The following is a 21,802-nucleotide window of genomic DNA, read 5'->3' as shown; positions in this document are numbered from 1 at the left end:
TTACGTTATTACTGGTCGTCAAACTGTTTGAGTTCAATTACTGCAGAAGTTAACAATGAACGCTGCCATCGCTCTACTTCATCACTCAGTCGTAATTTGATTAGGTTATCTCTTGCGGTTGCTTCTCTGTATAGGTCTCCCTTACTTACCTGTTTTGTCTCTAACACTTGGATAATATGAAATCCGTAGGTAGTTTTAATTGGACCAAGGTAGGAATTCGGTGGGGCCTTTCGTACAGCATCAGCAAGTTCTGCGGGTAGCATGGGTAGAGAAATCCAACCAAGGTCGCCACCATTACCAGCAGAGTTGCTATCTTTTGAGTATTGTATTGCTAATGCGGCAAAATCTTCCCCTGCATCTAGTCTTTTTTTAATATTATTACTAAATGTCTGTAATGTTTCTGAAGTGCGCGCTTGGTCTTTGAGAATAGTTATTGATCTGATATGATATTGAGTTTCAAAAGCACTGAGTTCTTCTGATTCTCTAATCGCGCTTAAGCGAATTAAAAAATAACCATAATCCCCCCTGATCGGACTACTTACCTCACCGGCTTTCATTGTAACAAGGGCATTTAAAAAAATAATAGGAAGTTCATTTGCTTTTTTCCATCGCGCAGTTGTCGGGTTAGTTTGTGGTGAGGAAGATTTTAAATAATGACTACTCACAGTGTCAAAATCTTTACCTTGAGTTATTGAATCCCTAATGGATTGTATTTTTTGTTTAGTTTGATTGATAGTTTCAAGATCGTTCTTACCTCCAAAACTAATATATAATTCCTGAACTTGATATTCTTTTGTGTTATTTTGAAATTTGTCATACTCTTGTAAGTAGTTTTTGATTTCTTCATTGCTGATCTCTATTTGTTCTGCAACTAAATACCGATAGGCTTGCTGAATTACTAGTTGTTTTCGCATATTGTTTTGGTAATCATCCCATGAAATGCCTTTTGATTCAATTTTATTTTTTAACTCATCTAAAGTAGAATTATTTTCTTTTGCAATTGTGCGTAGCAGTTCATTAAATTGAATGTCGTCTAATCTGATTCCAGATCGTATCGCAGTCTGAAATTGTATATGTTCTAATACAAGTTCGTCAATAACTTTCTTTTTTCGCTCTTTACTTGGAAGGGAAATTAATGCAGGATTTTCTAACATTAATTGCTGATATTTTGTTTTATAATCGCTCACGGTTAAAATATCGTCATTTATTACTGCGATGATTGCATCTAGTATTTTCGGCGCACTAAACGAATAGGTGGTTGTTAAAAAACTCAAGATAAAAATTAATAATAGATAAATGCGCATGATTATTGCAATTGCTTACCTATTTTACCAAAGAATACGTCAGTTTCATTATCAAATAAATTAACCAGTTTGAAGCTAATCTGATAATGTGGTATTAACCTCCCTGTTAACGTGCTTTCCTTTCTGTAGTCAAAAGTAACACTTAAGCAGCATGAAGAATATCCTATTGATAATGATATATTAATTAATGCTTTAGTAGTCAAATTATATTGAACAGTCTGTTCAAATATTATTTTAGGACTTAATTTAGCATAATAATTTAGCAATAATTGTTTATCAGCGCTGTGTGTTCTAAATAAAACAGCAGTAATATTATTGTCACCGATAGAAGTTCTGCTGTATAAACTTACATTAAATTCTTTTTGATTAAAAATCCCTGTTGATGTTGAATAACCAAAAAAAGTAGTTTCAGTTCCATAATGTTCAATTCCAAAAAAACCTACTGTTTGATTTGCATACTTGACCTGTGGCACCGTATTTGTTTTAGGCGACTTATTAGCAGTTTCATTATATTCTGATTGATATAGATGTTGGGCTAGTACCCTGACTTTTGTCCATTGATTTGTATTTGACTCGCCAAATATTGTTACTGTGTTGCCAAAGGTGAGTCGTTGGTATCCAGCTATTCTATCAAATCCGGCAAGAGGAAATTGATTGGTAAAATTATTATATGAAGGTATCAACACTTCACTATCTAAATTGTCGATTAATGAATCATCTTTAAAATCAACTTGTTGGTAGGATATTGAAACGTTGTAATTTCCTTCACCGTTAGCTAATCCAACCGTATGGTGCAAGGCAAGTTCTTGAGTGGTTTGATTCAAAATACTAATTGATTGTAACCTTATTGGATTTTCGCTACGGTATTTTCTGGAGAATGAATTTAATGTTAACATCAGTTGAGTGCGCGCATCTATATATGGGAAATAGCGTAAACCCGCCATGTTGATGATTTTTTGATTTTTGCTTCTGTTTGTGTATTGGTTGCTATAGAGTAACTGGTACGTTAATTCTAGTGATTCAGCCACCATCCAATTTTTGGATTTGTATTGTATGGTTGGCAAAGTACCAGAGTTATCTGTTCGTAGCAATGAGCTAGAGTAGCCAGTTGCCACCTCAGCCTCATTTCCAAAAATTTGAAAATTAGAGTACTTGTCGTTATATGAATAAAAAATTCTATTATCTAGAGTATACCGGTCACTTAGTTCATGAATATTACCAAAATTAATTGAGTACTGATTATCTGAAAAACTTGTGGTATGCAATGAAAAAAAACTGCCTTGATTTGAGGTGTTTAAATCTATCGTATTAAACCATCGAATTGATGGTAATCCACTAGGCTGAAGAGGGTTTATATCATTGATAAATGATAGTCTATTAATAAACATCCCATTTGGTAAAATTGTTCTCCATTCATTAAGTACTAGTAGGCCTGAATTAAAATATAAATACGGAGTAATTGTCCAATCAGATTCAGGTTCTATATTCCAATAATACGGTATGCTTATTGAACCTCCGGTAATCTGGTCTTTACTATACCGAGGGATTAAAAATCCAGATTTTCTTGAGCCAATTGAAAAACTAAAATATGGAAAATAAAAAATTGGCACTTCTCCTAAGAGTAAAAAAGTGTTTTTCATTTCTCCTTGCAGTTCTTGATGGTTAATTGTTATATTTTCAGCTTGAAGCCTCCATTCTGGATTGGTCGAATTGCAAGTAGTAAATGAGGCATTGGTGAGTGTGGAAATAGTTTCGGTATTGAGTTCAATATAATCAGCCTTACCGTTACCCAAACTTCCACCAAAATTATAGATTGTTTCTCTTAAGGTTACCTTGTTAATTTTTTTATTTGCTTCAAATTGTTTACTGAGTAGTTTTATTTCTGGTGTTGCAAATAATCCACCTTGAGGGAATTGAAATATTTGATCGTTTTTCTTGTACTGTATTGCATTGCTATATAAACTAACATCTTCTATGGTAATTTCAACATTGCCAAGCATGGAAATGTTACCGTCTTGATCAGTTTTTATTGAGTCTGCTTGAATTACCGCATCATTATTAATATTGGTATTTGATTTTATAGTGGAGCGCGGTTGTGCAACCGAGCACTGATTGAAGGATTCTAGAATTTGCTCAAGCGACTCTTTTGCTTCCACTTGAGTGATAAAAAAAACAATTACGAATACACTATAAGTACAAAGTGTTTTTCGTACAAGAATATTTGACACCTACCATCCAGTGGCTTTTTTTATAGTTAGTCCAAGTTCTGCAGGAGATTGTGCGATATGGACGCCAGCTTTCTGTAACGCGGTAAATTTTTCTTTTGCAGAACTTGGACTAACTATAAAAAAAGCCACTGGATGGTAGGTGTCAAATATTCTTGTACGAAAAACACTTTGTACTTATAGTGTATTCGTAATTGTTTTTTTACATTATTTTTTATATATTCCGCTGCTTCTTCCTCAGCACTGCCCCCAATTTCGCCAACCATTAATATAGCTTCGGTCTGCGGATCCTTGTTAAATAGTGTGATTATATCAATGAAGGATGATCCGGGTATTGGGTCTCCTCCGATTCCAACACAAGTTGATTGTCCGAATCCCAATGCAGAGGTCTGATACACCGCTTCATAAGTTAATGTGCCTGATCGAGACACAATTCCTATCTTGCCTTTTTTATGAATGAATCCTGGCATAATTCCGATTTTACATTCATCTGGAGTAATTACTCCAGGGCAATTTGGTCCGATGAGAGTAATCCCAAGTTCATCTATATATTTTTTAACTGACACCATGTCTAATGCAGGAACTCCTTCAGTTATGCATACGATTAACGAGATACCGCTATTAGCAGCTTCAATTATTGAATCTTTACAAAAAGGTGCGGGTACATAAATTACGCTTGCAGTTGCACCGGTATGTTTAATAGCATCTGAAACAGTATTAAAAACAGGCAAACCTAAATGAGTAGTTCCTCCTTTTCCTGGAGTTACTCCTCCCACCATTAATGTGCCATAAGCAATTGCTTGTTCAGAGTGAAATGTACCTTGTTTTCCTGTGAAGCCTTGGCATATAACCTTTGTTTGTTTGTTTATTAATATACTCATGATATTGAAGTAACTACTTTATTTGCTGCATCCTCTAGGCTGTTAGCAGTTATGATTTTCATGCCACTTGCTGACAACATTTTAAGTCCTTGCTCAGCGTTTGTGCCCTGTAATCTAACTGTTACGGGCACGTTCACTGAAACCTCCTTCATAGCGTTTTGAATTCCCTCCGCAATCAAATCGCACTTGACAATTCCTCCAAAAATATTAACTAATATTGCTTTTACATTAGAGTCGGAAAGTATTATTTTAAAAGCGTTAGCAACTCTTTTAGCGTCAGCAGTACCTCCAACATCCAAGAAATTTGCAGGTTCTCCACCATGCAGTTTAATAATATCCATGGTTGCCATCGCGAGGCCTGCTCCATTGACCATACAGCCGATGTTCCCGTCAAGACTAATGTAACTGAGATCTTGCTCTTTAGCAATTCTTTCCCGTTCTTTTTCTTGGTGTGTGTCATTTATGGCTTCTAGATCGCGTTGTCTAAATAATGCGTTATCGTCAATTGTAACTTTACCATCCGCACAAAGTAACGTACCAAGATTCGTTTCAATGAGAGGATTAATTTCAAGTAAACTAAAATCTTTTTTCAGATATAACTCTACTAATTTAGTGGTAATAGCGGTGAATTGTGTAACTTGATCTAGAGTTAACCCAAGTGCAAATCCAAGGCGTCTGCCTTGAAAAGGAAGAAAACCAACGAGTGGATCGATTGCTTCTTTTACAATTTTATCTGGGCTCTCTTCCGCAACTTTTTCAATTTCTACCCCACCTTCACTACTTGCCATTGCGACCAGACATCGCTTGGAACGGTCTAATACTATGCCGAAGTAAAACTCCTTTTGAATGGAAAGTGCCTCTTCAATTAAAATAGTGTCAACAGGTTGACCATCTGAACCACTTTGATATGTAACCAGCCTAGTCCCCAGTAATTTTTTGCAAAATTGCTCTATCTCAGTTATAGAATCACTAACCAATACCCCTCCAGCTTTTCCTCTTCCTCCAGCGTGGACTTGGGCTTTGGCAACAAAGCGACTACCTGACAAACTCTTAATTGCATGTTCGACTTGATTGGGGTTTTTGATAATAGTTCCTTGAGGAACAGGAATCCCGTTATTACGAAATAACTCTTTACATTGATACTCGTGTAGATTCATAGATTATATTAATATTTTATTTTTGTCATTATAGCCTATCAATATACATTAATACATAATTATTTTGATGGCAAGGAAGGTAAAAATGAAAGTGGTGGATTGTAGGGAATAATACCTAATAATGGGGTATTTAAAATCGTTGCATAGCTATCCTCTATTGTTTTTATCACATCTCTAAATTGTAGTAAACTTTCATCTAAACAATTTGCATACCAACCAGCGCAAATCACTTGTCTTTGTTGTAGAACTTCAGCGCTTAATAAAGCGTGATTAATACAACCCAGTCGAATCCCAACCACCATAATTAGTGGAAAATGTAATGCTTGGCATAGATCTAAGATAGTTTCTTTTTCATTCAAAGGAACTAATAAACCCCCAGCCCCTTCACAAAGTAACACTTCTGCGCCAGCATTAAGCGCTGGTTTTATGGCGTTTTGAATTGAATTAATTGATAGAGTAATGCCTTGTCTTTGAGCAGCAAGGTGCGGTGAGATCGGGGCGTCTAGCAATATTGGGTTAATCGTCTTATACGGTAATGAAATGCTATTTGATATGTGGAAAATTTCAGCGTCTTCATTGGTGTGGTGAGGATAGTTGATATTTTTTTGAGATCCGCAAGCGATTGGTTTAATTGCGATAGCAGAAATATTGCGCTCTGCGTAGCTTCGTAATAAAAGTTGAGTTACTTTAGTTTTTCCTATCCCAGTATCTGTACCACTAATAAAATATGATTTCATTTTTTATAGAAAAAGCTGAGGCAAATCAACTGCTAGATCGTGTAACCGATTACCAATTTGCTGCAGTTCCTCATGGGTAGTTGTTAAAGGCGGTAGGAGATATATGGTGTTTCCAATCGGACGCAAAAGCAACCCATGTTTCCTTGCTAGAGATGTTACTTCTGCAGGAAAAATATCATGGTTACGCAGCCTGGCAATAACCTCCCAAGCTACGATTGCGCCACAACTTCGTGCCTTAGAAAAATAATCAAATGTTTGAGTGACAGAGGTAGCAACTGTTTGTAAGGAATAAAAAAGTGATTGATAATCTATTTCTTTTAATAAATCTAGAACTGCTAATGCAACATTTGCGCCAAGCGGATTGCCACAATACGTATGACTATGTAAAAAACTTTTTGCATATGGATGGTCTAAGTAGCGATGATAAAACCGGTTTTGTATAATCGTTGCGCTAAATGGAACCCAACCCGCAGTAAGTCCTTTGGAAAGGCAAATGATATCAGGTTTTATTCCTGCAATCTTACAAGGAGATATTGCGCCAAGCCTACCCATACCTGTCATAATTTCATCCACGATCAGGGGTATTTTGTTTTTCTGGGTGTAGGCAAAAATTGTACGAATGACATCAGCATGATACATTAACATTCCAGATGCACCTTGTACAAATGGTTCTAGTATAAATGCCTTAATTGAATTCGGGAGTTTTTCTAATGCTAGTTCTAATTCCCGACAATCACAATGTTCAATTTCAAACACTGAGCCTTGGGATATATAGGGAACTGTTAAAAAAGTTGTATCAAAGCATAATTTCTGATATGGAGCTTTATAAATTTTGCTATCACTTACACTTAAGGCCCCGATAGTTTCTCCATGGTAACCATTTTGTAATCCAACAAAAATTCCAACCTGATCTCCATTCTGATCACACCAAGTGTGCTCAACGAGCTTTAAAGCCATTTCTATCGCACTTGAACCTTCGCTGGTATAAAAAACCTTTGCCTCTCCCTCCATGCAAGAATTGCTAAGCCGCTCGCTTAATTGATCAATTGCTGAATAGGTGCAATGTGCAAAAATTACTTGTTCAAACTGCTGGGCTTGTGAGATTAATGCTGATTGTAATTTTGGGTGTTGATGGCCAAAACTTTTACACCACCAACTTGAAGTGCAATCATACAACCAACTACCATCCTTTACCTGTATTTTTGAACCTAGCGCTTGAATGACTTCAGATGGAGGAGCGACGAGAAGCCGCCTTTCATTCATTGCAGGGTGCCAGTGTGGTGGCTTATGCACGCTCAACAGCTATAGCAATACCTTGACCGCCACCAATGCACAACGATGCTACTCCGCGAGAACAATTATTTTTATGCATTGCGTGAACTAAGGTGGTTAACACTCTGCATCCGGAAGCGCCGATAGGATGACCGAGTGCAATCGCCCCACCCTGAACATTTACCTTTTCAAAATTAATTTTTAATTCATTAATTACTGCCAAACTTTGACATGCAAAAGCTTCATTTAATTCAAATAAATCAACATCAGATATATTCCAACCAGCGTTAGTCAAGCAAGTTTGAATTGCTTGAACAGGTCCTAACCCCATAAATGCTGGGTCTATTCCACAAAGTCCAAAAGCAACGATTCTTGCAAGTGGCTTTGCGTTTTCAGGTAATGCTGATTCATCACATAGTAATACTGCAGCAGCGCCATCATTGATTCCTGAGGCGTTACCTGCGGTAACCGTTCCGTCCTTTGAAAACACTGCCTTGAGTTTACTAAAATCCCCTATGTCACTTTCTGATCGTATTTGTTGATCCGAATCTTCTCCATCTAACAAAACTAGTTCATGAGCAAATAACCCTTGACGGGTGGCTTGTGTAGCCTTTTGGTGTGATTGAAATGCGAACTGATCTTGAGTTTCTTTACTGATAGAGTATTTGGTTGCGATATTCTCCGCAGTAATACCCATATGATATTTTTTAAACGCACACCATAAACCATCATGGACAATACTATCTTGAGTTGTGGTGTGGCCTAATTTTTTGCCCGAACGCATGTCTGGTAATAAGAATGGAGCTTTGCTCATCACTTCTTGACCGCCTGAGATCACCAAAGAAGCGTTTCCTAAAGCAATTTCTTGGTATCCAAGCAGTACCGCATAGAGACCAGAACCACAAACCATATTAACTGTTGAAGCAACAACCGCATCGCTACAACCCCCACCTAATGCGCTTTGTCTAGCTGGATTTTGACCAGCACCAGCGGTAAGTACCTGACCGAAGATCACTCTAGTAACTAAATTAGGGTTTACATTCTGAGTAGAAAGCGACATGAGAAAGGTCTTGACGAGGTGAGCACCTAAGTCACTTGCTTGGTAATGAGCAAATTGGCCATTCAATTTGCCAATTGCAGTTCGTTTTGCATCTAATATCCAGACTGACTTCATAAGTTAATTTTATCAAATAATTTTAAACTATTGTTTGTCGTGATTGTAATCAGTTCTTCGTTGGTGATTCCTCTGAGCGCAGCAATTTTGCGAACAATCCAGATAAGATTGCTTGGTTCATTGCGTTTATCAATATCTTTTACTTCGTCAGGTGTTAAAAAAGGCGCATCAGTTTCTATTAACAGTTTATCTTGTGGAATGTATGAAATCGCTTCAAGTAATTCTTGATTGCGTCTTTTGTCGCAGAGCCAACCAGTAATTCCAATATATGATCCGATATCTAATAATTTTTTTAAAGTCTCTCTTCCTTCTGTAAAACAATGAGTAACAAGTTTGTTACAGAGGGTATGTTCTTTAATTATAGCTAGATAGTCGTCAAGAGCGTTTCTCTGATGAAGAAATAATGGCAAAGAAGATCCTTTTGCAATAGAAAGTTGTTGGTGAAACAGTACCTGTTGTATATCTGGCGATGAATAATTACGATGGTAATCCAACCCGCATTCACCCAATGCCACACATCGATCATTGTGAAGCATTGCAAGAAAATTCTCTTGATCAAAATCTTTATGATTGATTGCCTCATGAGGATGTATTCCGCATGTGTAGTATAATTTTGAATCATACTTGCAAAGTTCACGAGCTCTTGCTGACTCAGTAAGCGTTCCGCCAGTTATTATTATTGCTTCAATCCCACTATTCCATGCGCGTACTAAAACCTCTGATAAATCTTTTTCAAAACTTGGATGGGTTAAGTTTGCACCAATATCAATCATGGTCGCACCGTGCTAACTCGGTATTTTTTTTACAATTAATCGTGCCGTTTGAGTAATCTGGCTAGGTTCAGAGTGTTGCTCTAAACCTGGGCTTAATTCCTTCACTCTTTGTAAGCTCGTAAAGATATTTCTTTCATAGGAGCCTATGGTCTTATTATAAGATTCAATTGCGGCATCTAAGTGTTTCCCAGTGTTTTCAAGATTATCAATAAATGGTTTGAAACGATTGTATAATTCTTTGGTTTGGTTTAAGATCTCCATGACATTTTTTTCAAGTTCGTATTTTTGCCACCCTATCACTAACAATCTCATTAAAACTATCAGGGTCATTGGAGATGCAATAACAACTTTTTTAGCTAGCGCATCTTCAAGTAGGCTCGCATCTTCTGATAATGCAGAATACAACAGCGATTCACTGGGCACAAACATAATAACAAAATCTAAAGCGTTTTCTATTTTGTTCCAGTACTCTTTTTTTGATAAGTCTATCATATTTTTCTTGACTGATTCGGCATGTCTTGTTAACATGGTTTCTTGTGATTTATCACTTAACGCTGAACTTTCCAAAAATGGGCCTAGGTTAACTTTACTGTCAATAATTAATTTTTGTCCTGATAATCGGTGATGGATAATAAAATCCACCCTTCCGCTACCATCGTCAGTCGTTATTTGTTTTTGAAAATCACACAACTCAGATGCTCCAGATAGTTTGAGAATATTCTCTACTTGTGATTCACCCCAGGAACCTCGCACTTCAGGGCGCTTTAATGCTGAAACTAATCTCTCGGTTCCTATTTGTAAATCTTTATTTTGTTTCGTAAGCGTTTCTAGTTCATTGCGAAGCCCACCGTACTCAGTGTCTCGTTTGCTCTCTAAATTCTTGATTTGCTCTTCATATCGTTTTAATGATTCATGCAAAGGTTTGACTAAACGATCGCCTAGCGTGCTCTCGGCTTGCTTTAAAAACTCCCCACTACTAGACTTGAGAGACTCACCACTTAATACTTTAAATGAATCAAGCATCCTCGCTTCTGCAGAAGTGATGAACTCTTGTTGGGCAATAAATCGTTTTTCATTCTCAAGTAATTTTGTTTCGGCCACAGCTTTAGCCTCAGATAGCTTGGTAAAATCAATCCTTAAAGAGTCATATTCGCGCTTTAATCTTTCCCGCTCGTTTCGCTCAAATTCTAATTGAGTTTCAATTCTCTCACTCGTTTTAGAATTACCTTTTATACTACGCAATAACCAGCCAATCATTATCCCTAGTGTGAGACCAATAATTGAAATAAAAATACTATTCACACTACCATTTTAGTTTATAAAATGTGTGGCAAGGAATAAAAGTTATAAAATTGTAATATAATATTGCCATGTTTATTTGCACTACGACACAAGTCTTTGCAAGAATCTTGTTGTTGTGGGTGCTGTGGATTTCTTTTACCCCAGTTTTCGGAGAAGAAAATCGCGGCGAACAAATTATGAAGCAAGTATACGCACAGCTAAACAAACACCCACAGATGAAACTTGATATTGAGATGACTCTTGTGAATGAACAGGGCAGTGAACGACATCGTTTACTTACGATGTGGAAAAAAAAACAAAATGAAAATAGTAGAGTGCTGATTAAATTTTATAGTCCAGCGGATATTAAAGGCAGCTCATTTTTGACAATTAGCAGTGATGGGAATAGTAATAATGAACAATCTATGTTTCTTCCAGCATTGAAAAGAATCATAAAAATTAGTGGAAACGACAAGCATAAAAGTTTTATGGGATCTGATTATAGTAATGACGATGTGGGGGGGCGTACCATCGTTATGGATTCTCACTCTCTTGAAAGCGAAACTCCTAAACAATGCAAAGTAGTTAGTATACCAAAGGATACTGATTCGCCGTATAAAAAATTAATTAATACCATTGATTGTGAACGAATGGTACTTCTATCAGTAGAATATTATGATGCTAATGGTCTGTTCAAAACGCTAATTAATAAAACAATAAAAAATATAGAAGGTATGTGGATGCCCATGGAGAGTGAAATGAACCAACATAAACGAAAAAGTTACACAATAATGAAAGTATCTAATACTGACACTACTGTTACAATTGATGATAGGTTTTTTAGTGCAAAAGGATTGCAACAATGAGAGTGTTACTTGCTTTAATTATTAGTTGTTTTGCCATTACGCAAGTTCATGCGGATGAGTATTACGACAAGCATTTTTCTGGCCAATTTAATTTCAATTATGGCGGAATTGGAGATTCAACCGGTAATTATCGCCAGAATGGCAACCTTCGCTTTAAATGGCAAGATGATTTTAATCAAAGTGGTTTTGCGTTAGGGATAGAGTTATATGGATTTAGTTCAAAGATACGCTACATATCAAACAACACATATCATGCGTATACTTTCGATCCACAAGGTGATCGAAAAAAATATCCAAATGGTAATTATGCTATTCAAACGGAAACCCGTCAAGAAGGTTTTATATACGCAAAAGAAACTCTGCGAACCAATGAATTTTATCTTAAAGCAAATGGAGATATAGTAGAGTTTGTTTTGGGCAAAGAGAAACTAGCTTGGGGTCAGTTTGATCTTTTCTCCCCAGTAGACTTGAATTTGCCTTTTGATTTTTCAGATACCTCACTTAAATTAACTAAAGTTGAAAATCGTTTACCTTTAACGCATATGCGTTTAAGCTTGTACCCAAATGAATCAACCGAATTAAGTATTTACTATTTTCCAGATATTGAGCGCGATGAAATTACTTCAGCATTAGATGGAGATATTACTTTTACTAGATACAATATAACAGACACTAATATAAGTGGTAGCGCAGCTAAAACTGCTAGCAGTTCTGACACTAGCATCGTGCAGAAAAAACTAAAACTTAAGGGTAGAGAGCAAGCAGCATTTCGTATGGTTTTTAGAGATACGGTCACTGTTGGGATAACTTACTTCCAAGGTTTCTGGGGTTTCAGCGCAAATGAACTTCGTACAATTGTTGAGGGTATACCTCTAAATAATGTCGCTGGTGGTACGACTATTGGAAATACCCCAATATACCAAACTGAATTAAAGAAAGATTACAATGAGGTGCGTACATTAGGAATTGAACTTGCCGTACCAGTCGATGATAACAGTACTTTCAAGGCAGAGTTACTCTACTTTTTAGATCCAGTATTTTCTGGAGACATTGATTTACCACAATGTGCAAGTTTGAATCAGTTTGTTCAATATAATAATAGCGACCGTTATAAAGGTTGCAGTTTATCAGTTATTGGAGGAGTTAGCCAACGAGATGTAGACACACTTAACTTTATTACTAGCGCAAATAAAAATAGATTATATCTAGAAAGTAACTTTACTATTTTTGCGCTTGGTGTTGATTATTTATCAGAAGATTGGAATGTGTTTTTTTCAATGTTCGGTTTCTTTTATCAACATAGTAAAGAAGCGAAGCGAGCTGAGCAACTTGGTGCCGAACTAAACGATGCAATTATAGGTCCTTCCTTAGTGGCTAAATATACTTTTGGCCAGCAAAGAGATCATTCCACAACATTTGTACTTGGTTCTATTGGAGTGGCTGCTGGAATTTCAATAGCATATAACTATCAAATGGCTGAGGGGGCTATTTTTATTCTTGGCTTTGAGGCGATCCAATTTTCTGGTGATAACAGTTTGATTTCTAATGTAACTGATAATTTTGATAAGAATAAATATCTTGGTGTTGATGCTGAACTTAATACAGATCTTACCATTGCACTAAGAACTGGATTTCAAGTTAGTTTTTAAATGACTGGTTGTTCATGGTTTCGCTGGGTTAGTTACCTTGCTGGACTATTACTTCTGATTGTAATTCTCGGAGGAGTGGCGTCCCGATCTTCATTCAGTAACTATCATTGGCTTGAAGAGAATCATCCAATTCAAAAACAACAAGATTGGGTAGATAGTAGATTTAATGGTGGTGAAGTTTTATTGATAGCGTTAGAAACTCCTAAAGGGTTATTTAATCCAGCTACCATTAAAACACTTTCACAAGCTCTAGATCTACTCCAGCAATCTCTTCCAAAGGCTACCATAACTTCTGCGCTGAGCATTTCATTTGTCTATACTGCACAAAATGGCGAGGTAAGTTTTTTGACCTATCGTGAAGGGCTTGAGCGAGGGTTGATTTCAGTTGAAGAGTTTAAATCGTTACTTACCGCTAGCCCGTACCAAGGTCAGTTAGTATCTGACCATGGAAATAGTATCCTGGTCTCTCTACAACACAATGTTGAAGGAGATGCTGTAATGCGAGCACATAGTATTAACATTGTTACTGAGATTTTTTCTTCGTCGCAAGAATTTGAACGATTACAATTTGCCGGAAGTATGGCGCTTAATCATAGCTTAGATCAATCTTCCATTAATAATATGATTACCCTTACGCCGATATTGTTTTTCATCGTACTATTGTTATTACTAGGTTGTTACCGACGCATACAAGAACCATTGATTATCTCAATTAATAGCATCATTGCCTCACTCACCTCACTTTTTTTTCATACCCTATTTGGATATCCAATCACAGTAATTAGTCTTAGTCTTCCGGTTATCATGATTGTCATCGCTACTGCAGACTCAAAATTTATCCTAAATCACTGGGTAAACCTAGCAGCGCTTTCACCAAAACAAAGAGCGATTAATTGCTTTCGTTCGCTTTGGCTTCCAGTCTTCTATGTAAGTGTAACTACTGCAATTGGTTTTGGAAGTTTTGCGGCAAGTGAAATACTTCCCTTACATCAATTAGGAGTGCTATCGTTCTGTACCATTATTGTGGCTTCATTCTTGATTGTTATACATACCCTTGTGGCTGCATGGGTAATGGAGTTATCTGCAATTGCTGGTACTGCTAATACTCAACAATCAGCTAACATCATCACAAGAACACTTATGTATCAAAAGTCTATTCTTTTTATCTCCACCTTATTAGTGCTCTTAGCGTTTTATGGGTTTCGCTATTATCAAACCGAGACTAATTTCCTAAAAGTATTTTTTAAACCTAGTACAGAGTTGAGCCAAGCTTTTGCCTTTGTAGATCAAAATCTCATCGGCAGTGGTCAATTACAGGTAATAGTAAAACAAGAAACGGGTAGTTTTTCTACCGCAGAAAAGTTCGCCCAATTGCGTAGATTGAGAGACGAGATAGAGCGAATTCCTGAAGTCCGCTCAGTTAATTCAATGGTTGAAGTGGTTGAGATAGTGCATCATTCATTAAGTCAAGGCAAAGCATTGTATCCAACCACAGATCAATCACTGGCACAAGATATTTTATTAATTGAACTTTCTCGCAGTGAGTTCCAAGAAGATCCACTAAAGCCCTATGTTGATTTTGATTACGCAACTGCGCGATTAAACATCCATACTAAAAACCTAAACTCAGAGCAAATGCGTAAGCTGATTTTGTCTATTCAAAATGTCAGCGAGCAAATATTCCCACAAGTAATTTTTAGTGGTTCAAATTACTTAGTATTTCGCTTAAGTGAAATGGTAGTAGATTCACAAGCTCAGTCTATTATTATTACTAGTTTAATTAATTTAGTAATTTTCTTTTTTCATTTTTCTTTTTACCAAGCATTGGTTGGTTCAATCGCAACCTTATTTCCCTCACTTATGGTCATAGGGTTAATTTCTTGGCTCAGAATCCCTTTTGATTTTTCTACGGTAATGGTCGGAAGTATCAGTGCAGGATTAGTTGTGGATATGGTTATTCATTTTATGTTTTATCGCCAGAGTCAAGGTCTATCAATCCCTCAGACTATCTCTATATTATCCAGACCAATTATTTGGACTACGACATTATTAATAGCAGGGTTCGGCGTGTTTATGCTTAGTGATTTAGTCGTGCTAAACCGATTTGGGCTCTTTAACACATTTGCATTGTTATGCTCACTCTTTGCCACACTTGTGCTCCTACCTTCACTATTAATAGTAAAACATTTAAAATAATAACAATGGGTAACTATGTTAAGTTAGTAGTCTTTGTCCCTTGCAACCACAGCGATAAGGTCAGAGAAGCAATCGCATTGGCGGGAGCAGGAAAATTAGGTAATTATGATTTTTGTTCATTTAGCACAAAAGGTATCGGTAGATTTAGACCCCTACCAGGTGCCACCCCTTCAATTGGCACAACCAACACCATCAGCTCTGTTGAAGAAGAGAAAATAGAGGTACTAGTTAAACGCACAGATTTACCACAAGTTTTAAATGCCATGAAACTTGCACATCCATATGAAGAAGTTGCTTATGAAGTTTACCCACTAGAGCACCCATAATATCAACTTTGCTCTAGATCAAGTAAATACTTCTTAATCCTCACATTAGCAATTTTATCGCTATTAGTCGCGCCTGAGAATCCTCCTATCCCGAGTTTTGATACCACTCGATGGCAAGGTATGATTAGTGGAATGGCATTTTTGCCACATGCATTTCCAACTGCCCTGGGCGAGCTATTAAGCAACATTGCTAAATCACCATAACTAACGGTAGTTCCGTAAGGAATATCAATAATCGCAGACCAAACCTTCTTTTGAAATTCACTCGCATTTACAGGGAGCATGTACGGTAGATCAAATGCTGTTCTCTTGTGCTCAAGATATTCACGAATCTGCTTCACAATTACCTTACTGAAAGTAATACTATTGGTATCAGGTGTAATATTTTTTTTTACCTTACGATGACTTAACTCTATCGCCTGGATATGAGTCCCGTTAGCGTGGATATGGATATGACCAAACAGGGTAGTAATGAATATTGTATTTGACATGGTATAACTAAATAAAATCAATTGTCTAAATATATATAATTGTACTGTATAATGTTTTTTAAGTTAAGAAAGTTGTAAATCAAAAATTAAATTAGGAGGCGTTATTGATTAGGTAATGAATTTAAATATTAAAATATCCACAACCTCGGCTAGGTATATAGCCTTATCAGCAAAAGTTCTCCCAATTTTTTTAATTTCACATTTCGTTGAGTCCGCGCCAGTTCTGAACAATGTCCAAGTAGGTCAAGCTGTCGTTTCTCAAGTATCTCAATCTACCACCATAACTCAACAATCAAGTAGCGTCACGATACATTGGGATAGTTTTAATATCGGCAACACTGAAGCGGTATTATTTAATCAACCATCATCCAATGCTATTGCTATCAATACTATTCTTGATCAAAATCCTTCACAGGTATTAGGATCAATAACCGCCAATGGACGAATTGTTTTACTTAATCCTAATGGATTTTATTTTGGAAGAAACTCTTCGGTATCTGCCAATACTTTTATTGCGGCAGCTACTTCGTTAGCCAACGCTACCTATGATTATGCTACCAATACACTTTCACTTAATGCATCAGCTTCACTAGCGGATATAGAACTTCAAGGAATTATAACAACAGCAAATAAAACTCAACTTATTGCAAGAACCATAACCTTTAATCAAACTTCTTCCACTACCTCTGCCCAGTCTATTTTAATTACAGCTACTAAAGATATAGCCATACATGGTGCTATAGCAACTACTGCGATAGTTGGCGATGTTGATCTTTTTGCACATGGTAGTATTGTAGGTGGAGGGAGCATTACCTCAGGTGAGAGCATTTCGGTTACTACTAATTATCTCTCACTTACCGGAGCTTACTCTACCAATTCAAATGCCACCAGCACTATCTCACTTTCAGCGCATAGTATTCTTCTTAATAACCAAGTCACTATCTCAACAGCTAATTTCAAACTACAATCAACTAACTTTGCTCTCATCTCTGCCACAATCAATGCACTTACGCAATACTATCAAGCTGATAGTTCATTAATATTTTTATCGGCAAAACTTTTTGCCGATCAGATTTTAGCTCAAGAAAATAGTGGGCTTAGTCTATTAGGTACTATCACAATAGGGGATTTCAAAACACCTACCGTCTCTATTGACTCAACTACAACCATTTCTGCGAACAGCACTACTGCAACAGGTGGCACCATCTTAATTCAAGCGAAACAAGAAGCAAATATAGATGGTACGATTACCACAACTTCAATATATGGCAATGGTGGGTTTATAGAACTATCAGCCAAACAAATCAACCAGTCGTCAAATCTTAAAATATCCACCCTATCAACTTACGGTAACAATGGAACAATATTAATTGATCCTGATTATATTTTTATTTCAGAAAACTCATCCACAGATTACTTTACTGACCTCTATCAAAGACTAGGGATGACATTAACAAATGGCTCTCAATTTGGTTATTCAGTAGCGATTGATGATAATCATTTAATTATTGGAGGTAAGAGAACGGTTACGACTACAAGTGAAGTGGATACTAGCCCTGAATGTTTTGATGAGAATCTTTGGGCGTACATCTGTCCTCCTATAATTACATCTACACCAACTGGTATTGTTGCTTTTCTATTTAGACTTAATAACAGAAGTTGGTTGGATTTATCTGCGACACCTAGTCAACCTTTTCCAACAGATGAAGCATTTGAATCTCCTGTTTCTGTTGCACTTAATTCTCATTATGCCTTAATTGGTTTGCCTGGCATTTCATCTTACAGAGGTAATGCCTATCTATACAAACTAGATGGCACTCTTAGCTTCTCTTCAAGTTGTGCTACTACTTCTGGCACTCTTACTTCAGCTTGGTGTTCTTTATCTTCTTCTAGTAACCAACCCATCACTGCAATTGCCGCTAATTCATGGTTTGGCTATAGAGTTGCATTAAACTCAACCTATGCCCTCATCGGTGCTCCAGATATCGCCTCATATAGAGGTAATGCCTATCTATATAAACTAGATGGCACTAATGGCTTCACTTCTACTTGTGCTACCACAGGAAACCTTATTTCTGCATGGTGCACGCTCTCTTCATCAAGCAACCAGCCCATTACTACACTTGCCGCTAATTCATACTTTGGCGTTTCAGTTGCGTTGAACTCTACCTACGCCCTTATCGGTGCTCGTGGTATTTCTTCATTCAGAGGTAATGCCTATCTATATAAACTAGATGGCACTAATGGCTTCACTTCTACTTGTGCTACTACTTCTGGCACTCCTACCTCAGCTTGGTGTTCTTTATCTTCTTCTATTAACCAACCCATCACTGCACTTACCGCTAATTCAGATTTTGGTCGCGCAGTCGCACTAAACTCCACCCATGCTATTATTGGAGCTTATGGTGTTTCAACTTACAGAGGTAATGCCTATCTATATAAACTAGATGGCAATGAAGGCTTCACTTCTACTTGTGCTACCACAGGAAACCTTATTTCTGCATGGTGCACGCTCTCTTCATCAAGCAACCAGCCCATTACTGCACTTGCCGCTAATTCAGAGTTTGGCCGCTCAGTCGCGCTAAACTCCACCCATGCCCTCGTCGGTGCCAATGGTGTTTCATCTTATAGAGGCGATGCCTATCTTTATAAAATAGATGGCACTCCTAGCTTCTCTTCAAGTTGTGCTACTACTTCTGTTACTCTTACTTCTCCATGGTGCACTCTTTCAACAGTTTCAGGGTTATCTATCACCGCTCTTGCTGCTAACTCAAAGTTTGGTAGCTCTGTAGCTCTTTCAAATAGTCATGCCTTGATAGCTGCCAGTGAACTAGTAGCGATGAATGTAGTTTCAGTTAGTGGCAAGGCTTTTTTGCTTGATTTAGATTGGCTTGAAGATCAAGATACAATATATCACACTCCTGCTCAGATTGTAAATCTTTTAAATGGAGGTAATTTGGTGTTGGAGGCCGATAAAAAAATTACTGTAGATTCACCAATTAATTATTCAGGACCAAATTCATTGACTTTAAAATCTGGCACAAACTCTATTACCACTGGTGAAATTGTTCTTGCATCCTCAATCACTTTTACTCATAACAACTCAGGAGTTAGACTTGATGCTACAGGGAATATAATTGCCACCACAAGTGCTCATAAGATTTTAGCATCAATTGTTACTTTGATTTCTAGTAATGGTTCTATTGGTAGTACAGCGATTCCTATAATTATTGAAAGACCTACTTTAACATGGTCCACTTCAAACTTAAATTTAACAGCCCAATCTGGCTCAATCTATATTAAGACCCCTACCTCAGGAGCGCTTTCAACACTCACTACTGCTAGTCCATCCATTTCCTTTTTATCAAGCGGTACCTTTTCCCTTGAACAAACCATTGGAAATATAAGCAACGCAACTAATTCTAATACTAATCTTTCCAATTCTAATCTCATCCTTAGAGCATCCGATACTAGCACCTCGAATGGAAATATTACCCTTAATACAATACCTTCTACCGCTTCTCTATCGCTAACCGTAGCTGGCAATCTTTCTATTACTTCTACTGGTTCAATTGGAAGTGCTAACAGCCCAGTTACTATTGAGCGAATTTCTGGTGGTTGGAGTAATACTAATTTAATTCTCAGTGCTACAGTTGGCTCCATCTATCTTAAAACTTCATCTGTTGGCGTGCTAAGTGCTTTTTCAACAATTTCCTTTTTATCAAGCGGTACCTTTTCCCTTGAGCAAACCAGTGGAAATATTCGTATAACAAGTAATATTAATTTTCCTAGCGCGAACTTAATCTTAAAATCTTTTTCTACCGATCCTACATATGGTTATATTGCTAATAATAGTAGCTCTTATACGATAACCATATCTAGCCTAACATTAGAATCTTATCGAGATATAGGCACTAGTGCTATTCCTATCAATATTGCGAATGGATCTGGTTCTTGGACGACTTCAAATCTCACTATTTCTGGAACTAGTGTTAATATTTATATCAAGACCCCTACATCAGGAGTGCTTTCAGCACTCACTGCTGCTAGCCCAACCATTTCCTTTTTATCAAGCGGTACCTTTTCCCTTGAACAAACCATTGGAAATATAAGCAACGCAACTAATTCTAATACTAATCTTTCCAATTCTAATCTCATCCTTAGAGCATCCGATACTAGCACCTCGAATGGAAATATTACCCTTAATACAATACCTTCTACCGCTTCTCTATCGCTAACCGTAGCTGGCAATCTTTCTATTACAAATTCTACTGGTTCAATTGGTAGTTCTTCAGCCCCTATTTTCATAGAACGAGCGTCTGGTTCTTGGACGACTTCAAATCTCACTATTTCTGGAACTAGTGTTAATATTTATATCAAGACCCCTACATCAGGAGTGCTTTCAGCACTCACTGCTGCTAGCCCAACCATTTCCTTTTTATCAAGCGGTACCTTTTCCCTTGAACAAACCATTGGAAATATAAGCAACGCAACTAATTCTAATACTAATCTTTCCAATTCTAATCTCATCCTTAGAGCATCCGATACTAGCACCTCGAATGGAAATATTACCCTTAATACAATACCTTCTACCGCTTCTCTATCGCTAACCGTAGCTGGCAATCTTTCTATTACAAATTCTACTGGTTCAATTGGTAGTTCTTCAGCCCCTATTTTCATAGAACGAACGTCTGGTTCTTGGAGCTCATCTAATCTAAGTCTTACCACCATGTCAAGTGGAAATATATATCTAAAAACATCAGTATCAGGAGGTTTTGGTGCGACTATTAATACTTTTAGCACAGGAACTTTCTCACTTGATCAAACTGCTGGTAATTTATCGCTCTCTTCCACCTTAAACTTCTCAAGTGCAACTATTATTCTAAAAGCTTCAGATACTAGTTCTGGGAATGGAAATATTGTTATTACATCAAATAATAATATCACCGCATCTTCAATCACATTAACTGCAAATGGTAATATTACAAGTGGTACAGGAACCCTCTCCGTTGGAAGTATTGGAACTCTCACCCTCACAGCAACCAATGGTAGTATCGGAACTTCAACAAATCCTATTACAATAACTAGTACTTCAGGTTCATGGACATCATCAAGCCTTAACTTAACTTCCTTATCATCAGGTTCAATTTATCTTAAATCAGTGTCATCAGCACTTTTCTTAGCGACCATCAATAATTTCTTATCTGGCACACTCTCATTTGAACAAACTGCTGGTAATTTATCGCTCTCCTCCACCTTAAACTTCCCAAGTGCAACTATTATTCTAAAAGCACTAGGCGCATCCGCAAACTTAAATTATGGCACATACAACATCACCGCATCTTCAATCACCCTCACAGCAGGTGGTAATATTACAGGTGGTACAGGAACCATCTCCGTTGGAAGTTCTGGAATTCTCACCCTCATAGCAACCAATGGTAGTATCGGAACTTCAACAAATCCTATTACA

At 37.1% G+C, this 21,802-nt stretch carries 16 protein-coding genes; 5 read left to right on the top strand and 11 right to left on the bottom strand.

The window, feature by feature from the left end:
* Positions 1 to 8: 8 nt before the first annotated feature.
* The 10 genes from QM538_02495 to rmuC are packed head-to-tail and all read right to left on the bottom strand — an operon-like array spanning position 9 to position 10,825.
* Positions 9 to 1,304, bottom strand: a complete 1,296-nt coding sequence (locus QM538_02495) for a peptidylprolyl isomerase (GenBank protein MDI9347352.1) — start codon at positions 1,302 to 1,304, stop codon at positions 9 to 11.
* Between the two features lie 2 nt (positions 1,305 to 1,306).
* Complete coding sequence (locus tag QM538_02490) at positions 1,307 to 3,532, bottom strand: LptA/OstA family protein (GenBank protein MDI9347351.1); 2,226 nt, start codon at positions 3,530 to 3,532, stop codon at positions 1,307 to 1,309.
* The gene (locus QM538_02485) at positions 3,533 to 3,661 is read right to left on the bottom strand and encodes a hypothetical protein (protein MDI9347350.1); all 129 of its coding nucleotides are present in this window, start codon (positions 3,659 to 3,661) and stop codon (positions 3,533 to 3,535) included.
* On the bottom strand, positions 3,646 to 4,410 hold the full coding sequence (gene sucD / locus QM538_02480) for a succinate--CoA ligase subunit alpha (GenBank protein ID MDI9347349.1): 765 nt from the start codon (positions 4,408 to 4,410) through the stop codon (positions 3,646 to 3,648). Before sucD ends, QM538_02485 begins: the two co-directional genes overlap by 16 nt.
* Entirely contained in the window at positions 4,407 to 5,567 is a 1,161-nt protein-coding gene (gene sucC / locus QM538_02475; protein ID MDI9347348.1) for an ADP-forming succinate--CoA ligase subunit beta, read from the bottom strand. The genes sucD and sucC overlap by 4 nt, the downstream gene beginning before the upstream one ends.
* Before the next feature lie 59 nt (positions 5,568 to 5,626).
* Positions 5,627 to 6,304: a dethiobiotin synthase gene (bioD, locus tag QM538_02470; protein ID MDI9347347.1), complete on the bottom strand. Its 678-nt coding sequence runs from the start codon at positions 6,302 to 6,304 to the stop codon at positions 5,627 to 5,629.
* Positions 6,305 to 6,307: 3 nt separating this feature from the next.
* A complete protein-coding gene (locus QM538_02465; GenBank protein ID MDI9347346.1) occupies positions 6,308 to 7,567 on the bottom strand; it encodes an aminotransferase class III-fold pyridoxal phosphate-dependent enzyme in 1,260 nt (419 codons plus the stop codon).
* A 22-nt stretch (positions 7,568 to 7,589) separates the two neighbouring features.
* Positions 7,590 to 8,750 (bottom strand): acetyl-CoA C-acyltransferase, encoded by a 1,161-nt coding sequence (locus QM538_02460; GenBank protein MDI9347345.1) that lies wholly within the window; start codon positions 8,748 to 8,750, stop codon positions 7,590 to 7,592.
* Positions 8,747 to 9,523, bottom strand: coding sequence for a TatD family hydrolase (locus QM538_02455; GenBank protein MDI9347344.1), 777 nt, complete (start codon positions 9,521 to 9,523; stop codon positions 8,747 to 8,749). The genes QM538_02460 and QM538_02455 overlap by 4 nt, the downstream gene beginning before the upstream one ends.
* Before the next feature lie 12 nt (positions 9,524 to 9,535).
* Positions 9,536 to 10,825, bottom strand: a complete 1,290-nt coding sequence (gene rmuC / locus QM538_02450; GenBank protein ID MDI9347343.1) for a DNA recombination protein RmuC — start codon at positions 10,823 to 10,825, stop codon at positions 9,536 to 9,538.
* A gap of 68 nt (positions 10,826 to 10,893) precedes the next feature.
* Here rmuC and QM538_02445 point away from each other — a divergent pair, with 68 nt between their 5' ends.
* From QM538_02445 to QM538_02430, 4 genes are read left to right on the top strand one after another with little or no spacing between them, the layout of a single operon-like run.
* Positions 10,894 to 11,670: an outer membrane lipoprotein-sorting protein gene (locus QM538_02445; GenBank protein ID MDI9347342.1), complete on the top strand. Its 777-nt coding sequence runs from the start codon at positions 10,894 to 10,896 to the stop codon at positions 11,668 to 11,670.
* Entirely contained in the window at positions 11,667 to 13,319 is a 1,653-nt protein-coding gene (locus QM538_02440) for a hypothetical protein (GenBank protein MDI9347341.1), read from the top strand. The genes QM538_02445 and QM538_02440 overlap by 4 nt, the downstream gene beginning before the upstream one ends.
* A complete protein-coding gene (locus QM538_02435) occupies positions 13,320 to 15,515 on the top strand; it encodes an MMPL family transporter (protein MDI9347340.1) in 2,196 nt (731 codons plus the stop codon).
* A gap of 5 nt (positions 15,516 to 15,520) precedes the next feature.
* Positions 15,521 to 15,841, top strand: a complete 321-nt coding sequence (locus tag QM538_02430; protein ID MDI9347339.1) for a hypothetical protein — start codon at positions 15,521 to 15,523, stop codon at positions 15,839 to 15,841.
* Between the two features lie 2 nt (positions 15,842 to 15,843).
* On the opposite strand, the gene QM538_02425 is transcribed toward QM538_02430, so the two are convergent.
* Positions 15,844 to 16,332 carry a methylated-DNA--[protein]-cysteine S-methyltransferase gene (locus QM538_02425; GenBank protein ID MDI9347338.1) on the bottom strand — a complete coding sequence of 163 codons (489 nt, stop codon included), beginning with the start codon at positions 16,330 to 16,332 and terminating at the stop codon, positions 15,844 to 15,846.
* Between the two features lie 115 nt (positions 16,333 to 16,447).
* Here QM538_02425 and QM538_02420 point away from each other — a divergent pair.
* A partial coding sequence (locus QM538_02420) for a filamentous hemagglutinin N-terminal domain-containing protein (protein ID MDI9347337.1) occupies positions 16,448 to 21,802 on the top strand: 5,355 nt, incomplete at its 3' end.

This window comes from Candidatus Methylacidiphilales bacterium, from assembly GCA_030054035.1.
Classification (GTDB): domain Bacteria; phylum Pseudomonadota; class Gammaproteobacteria; order JASGCS01; family JASGCS01; genus JASGCS01.
Note: the sequence above shows the minus strand (reverse complement) of the source record. Positions and strands in the feature narration are given on the sequence as shown.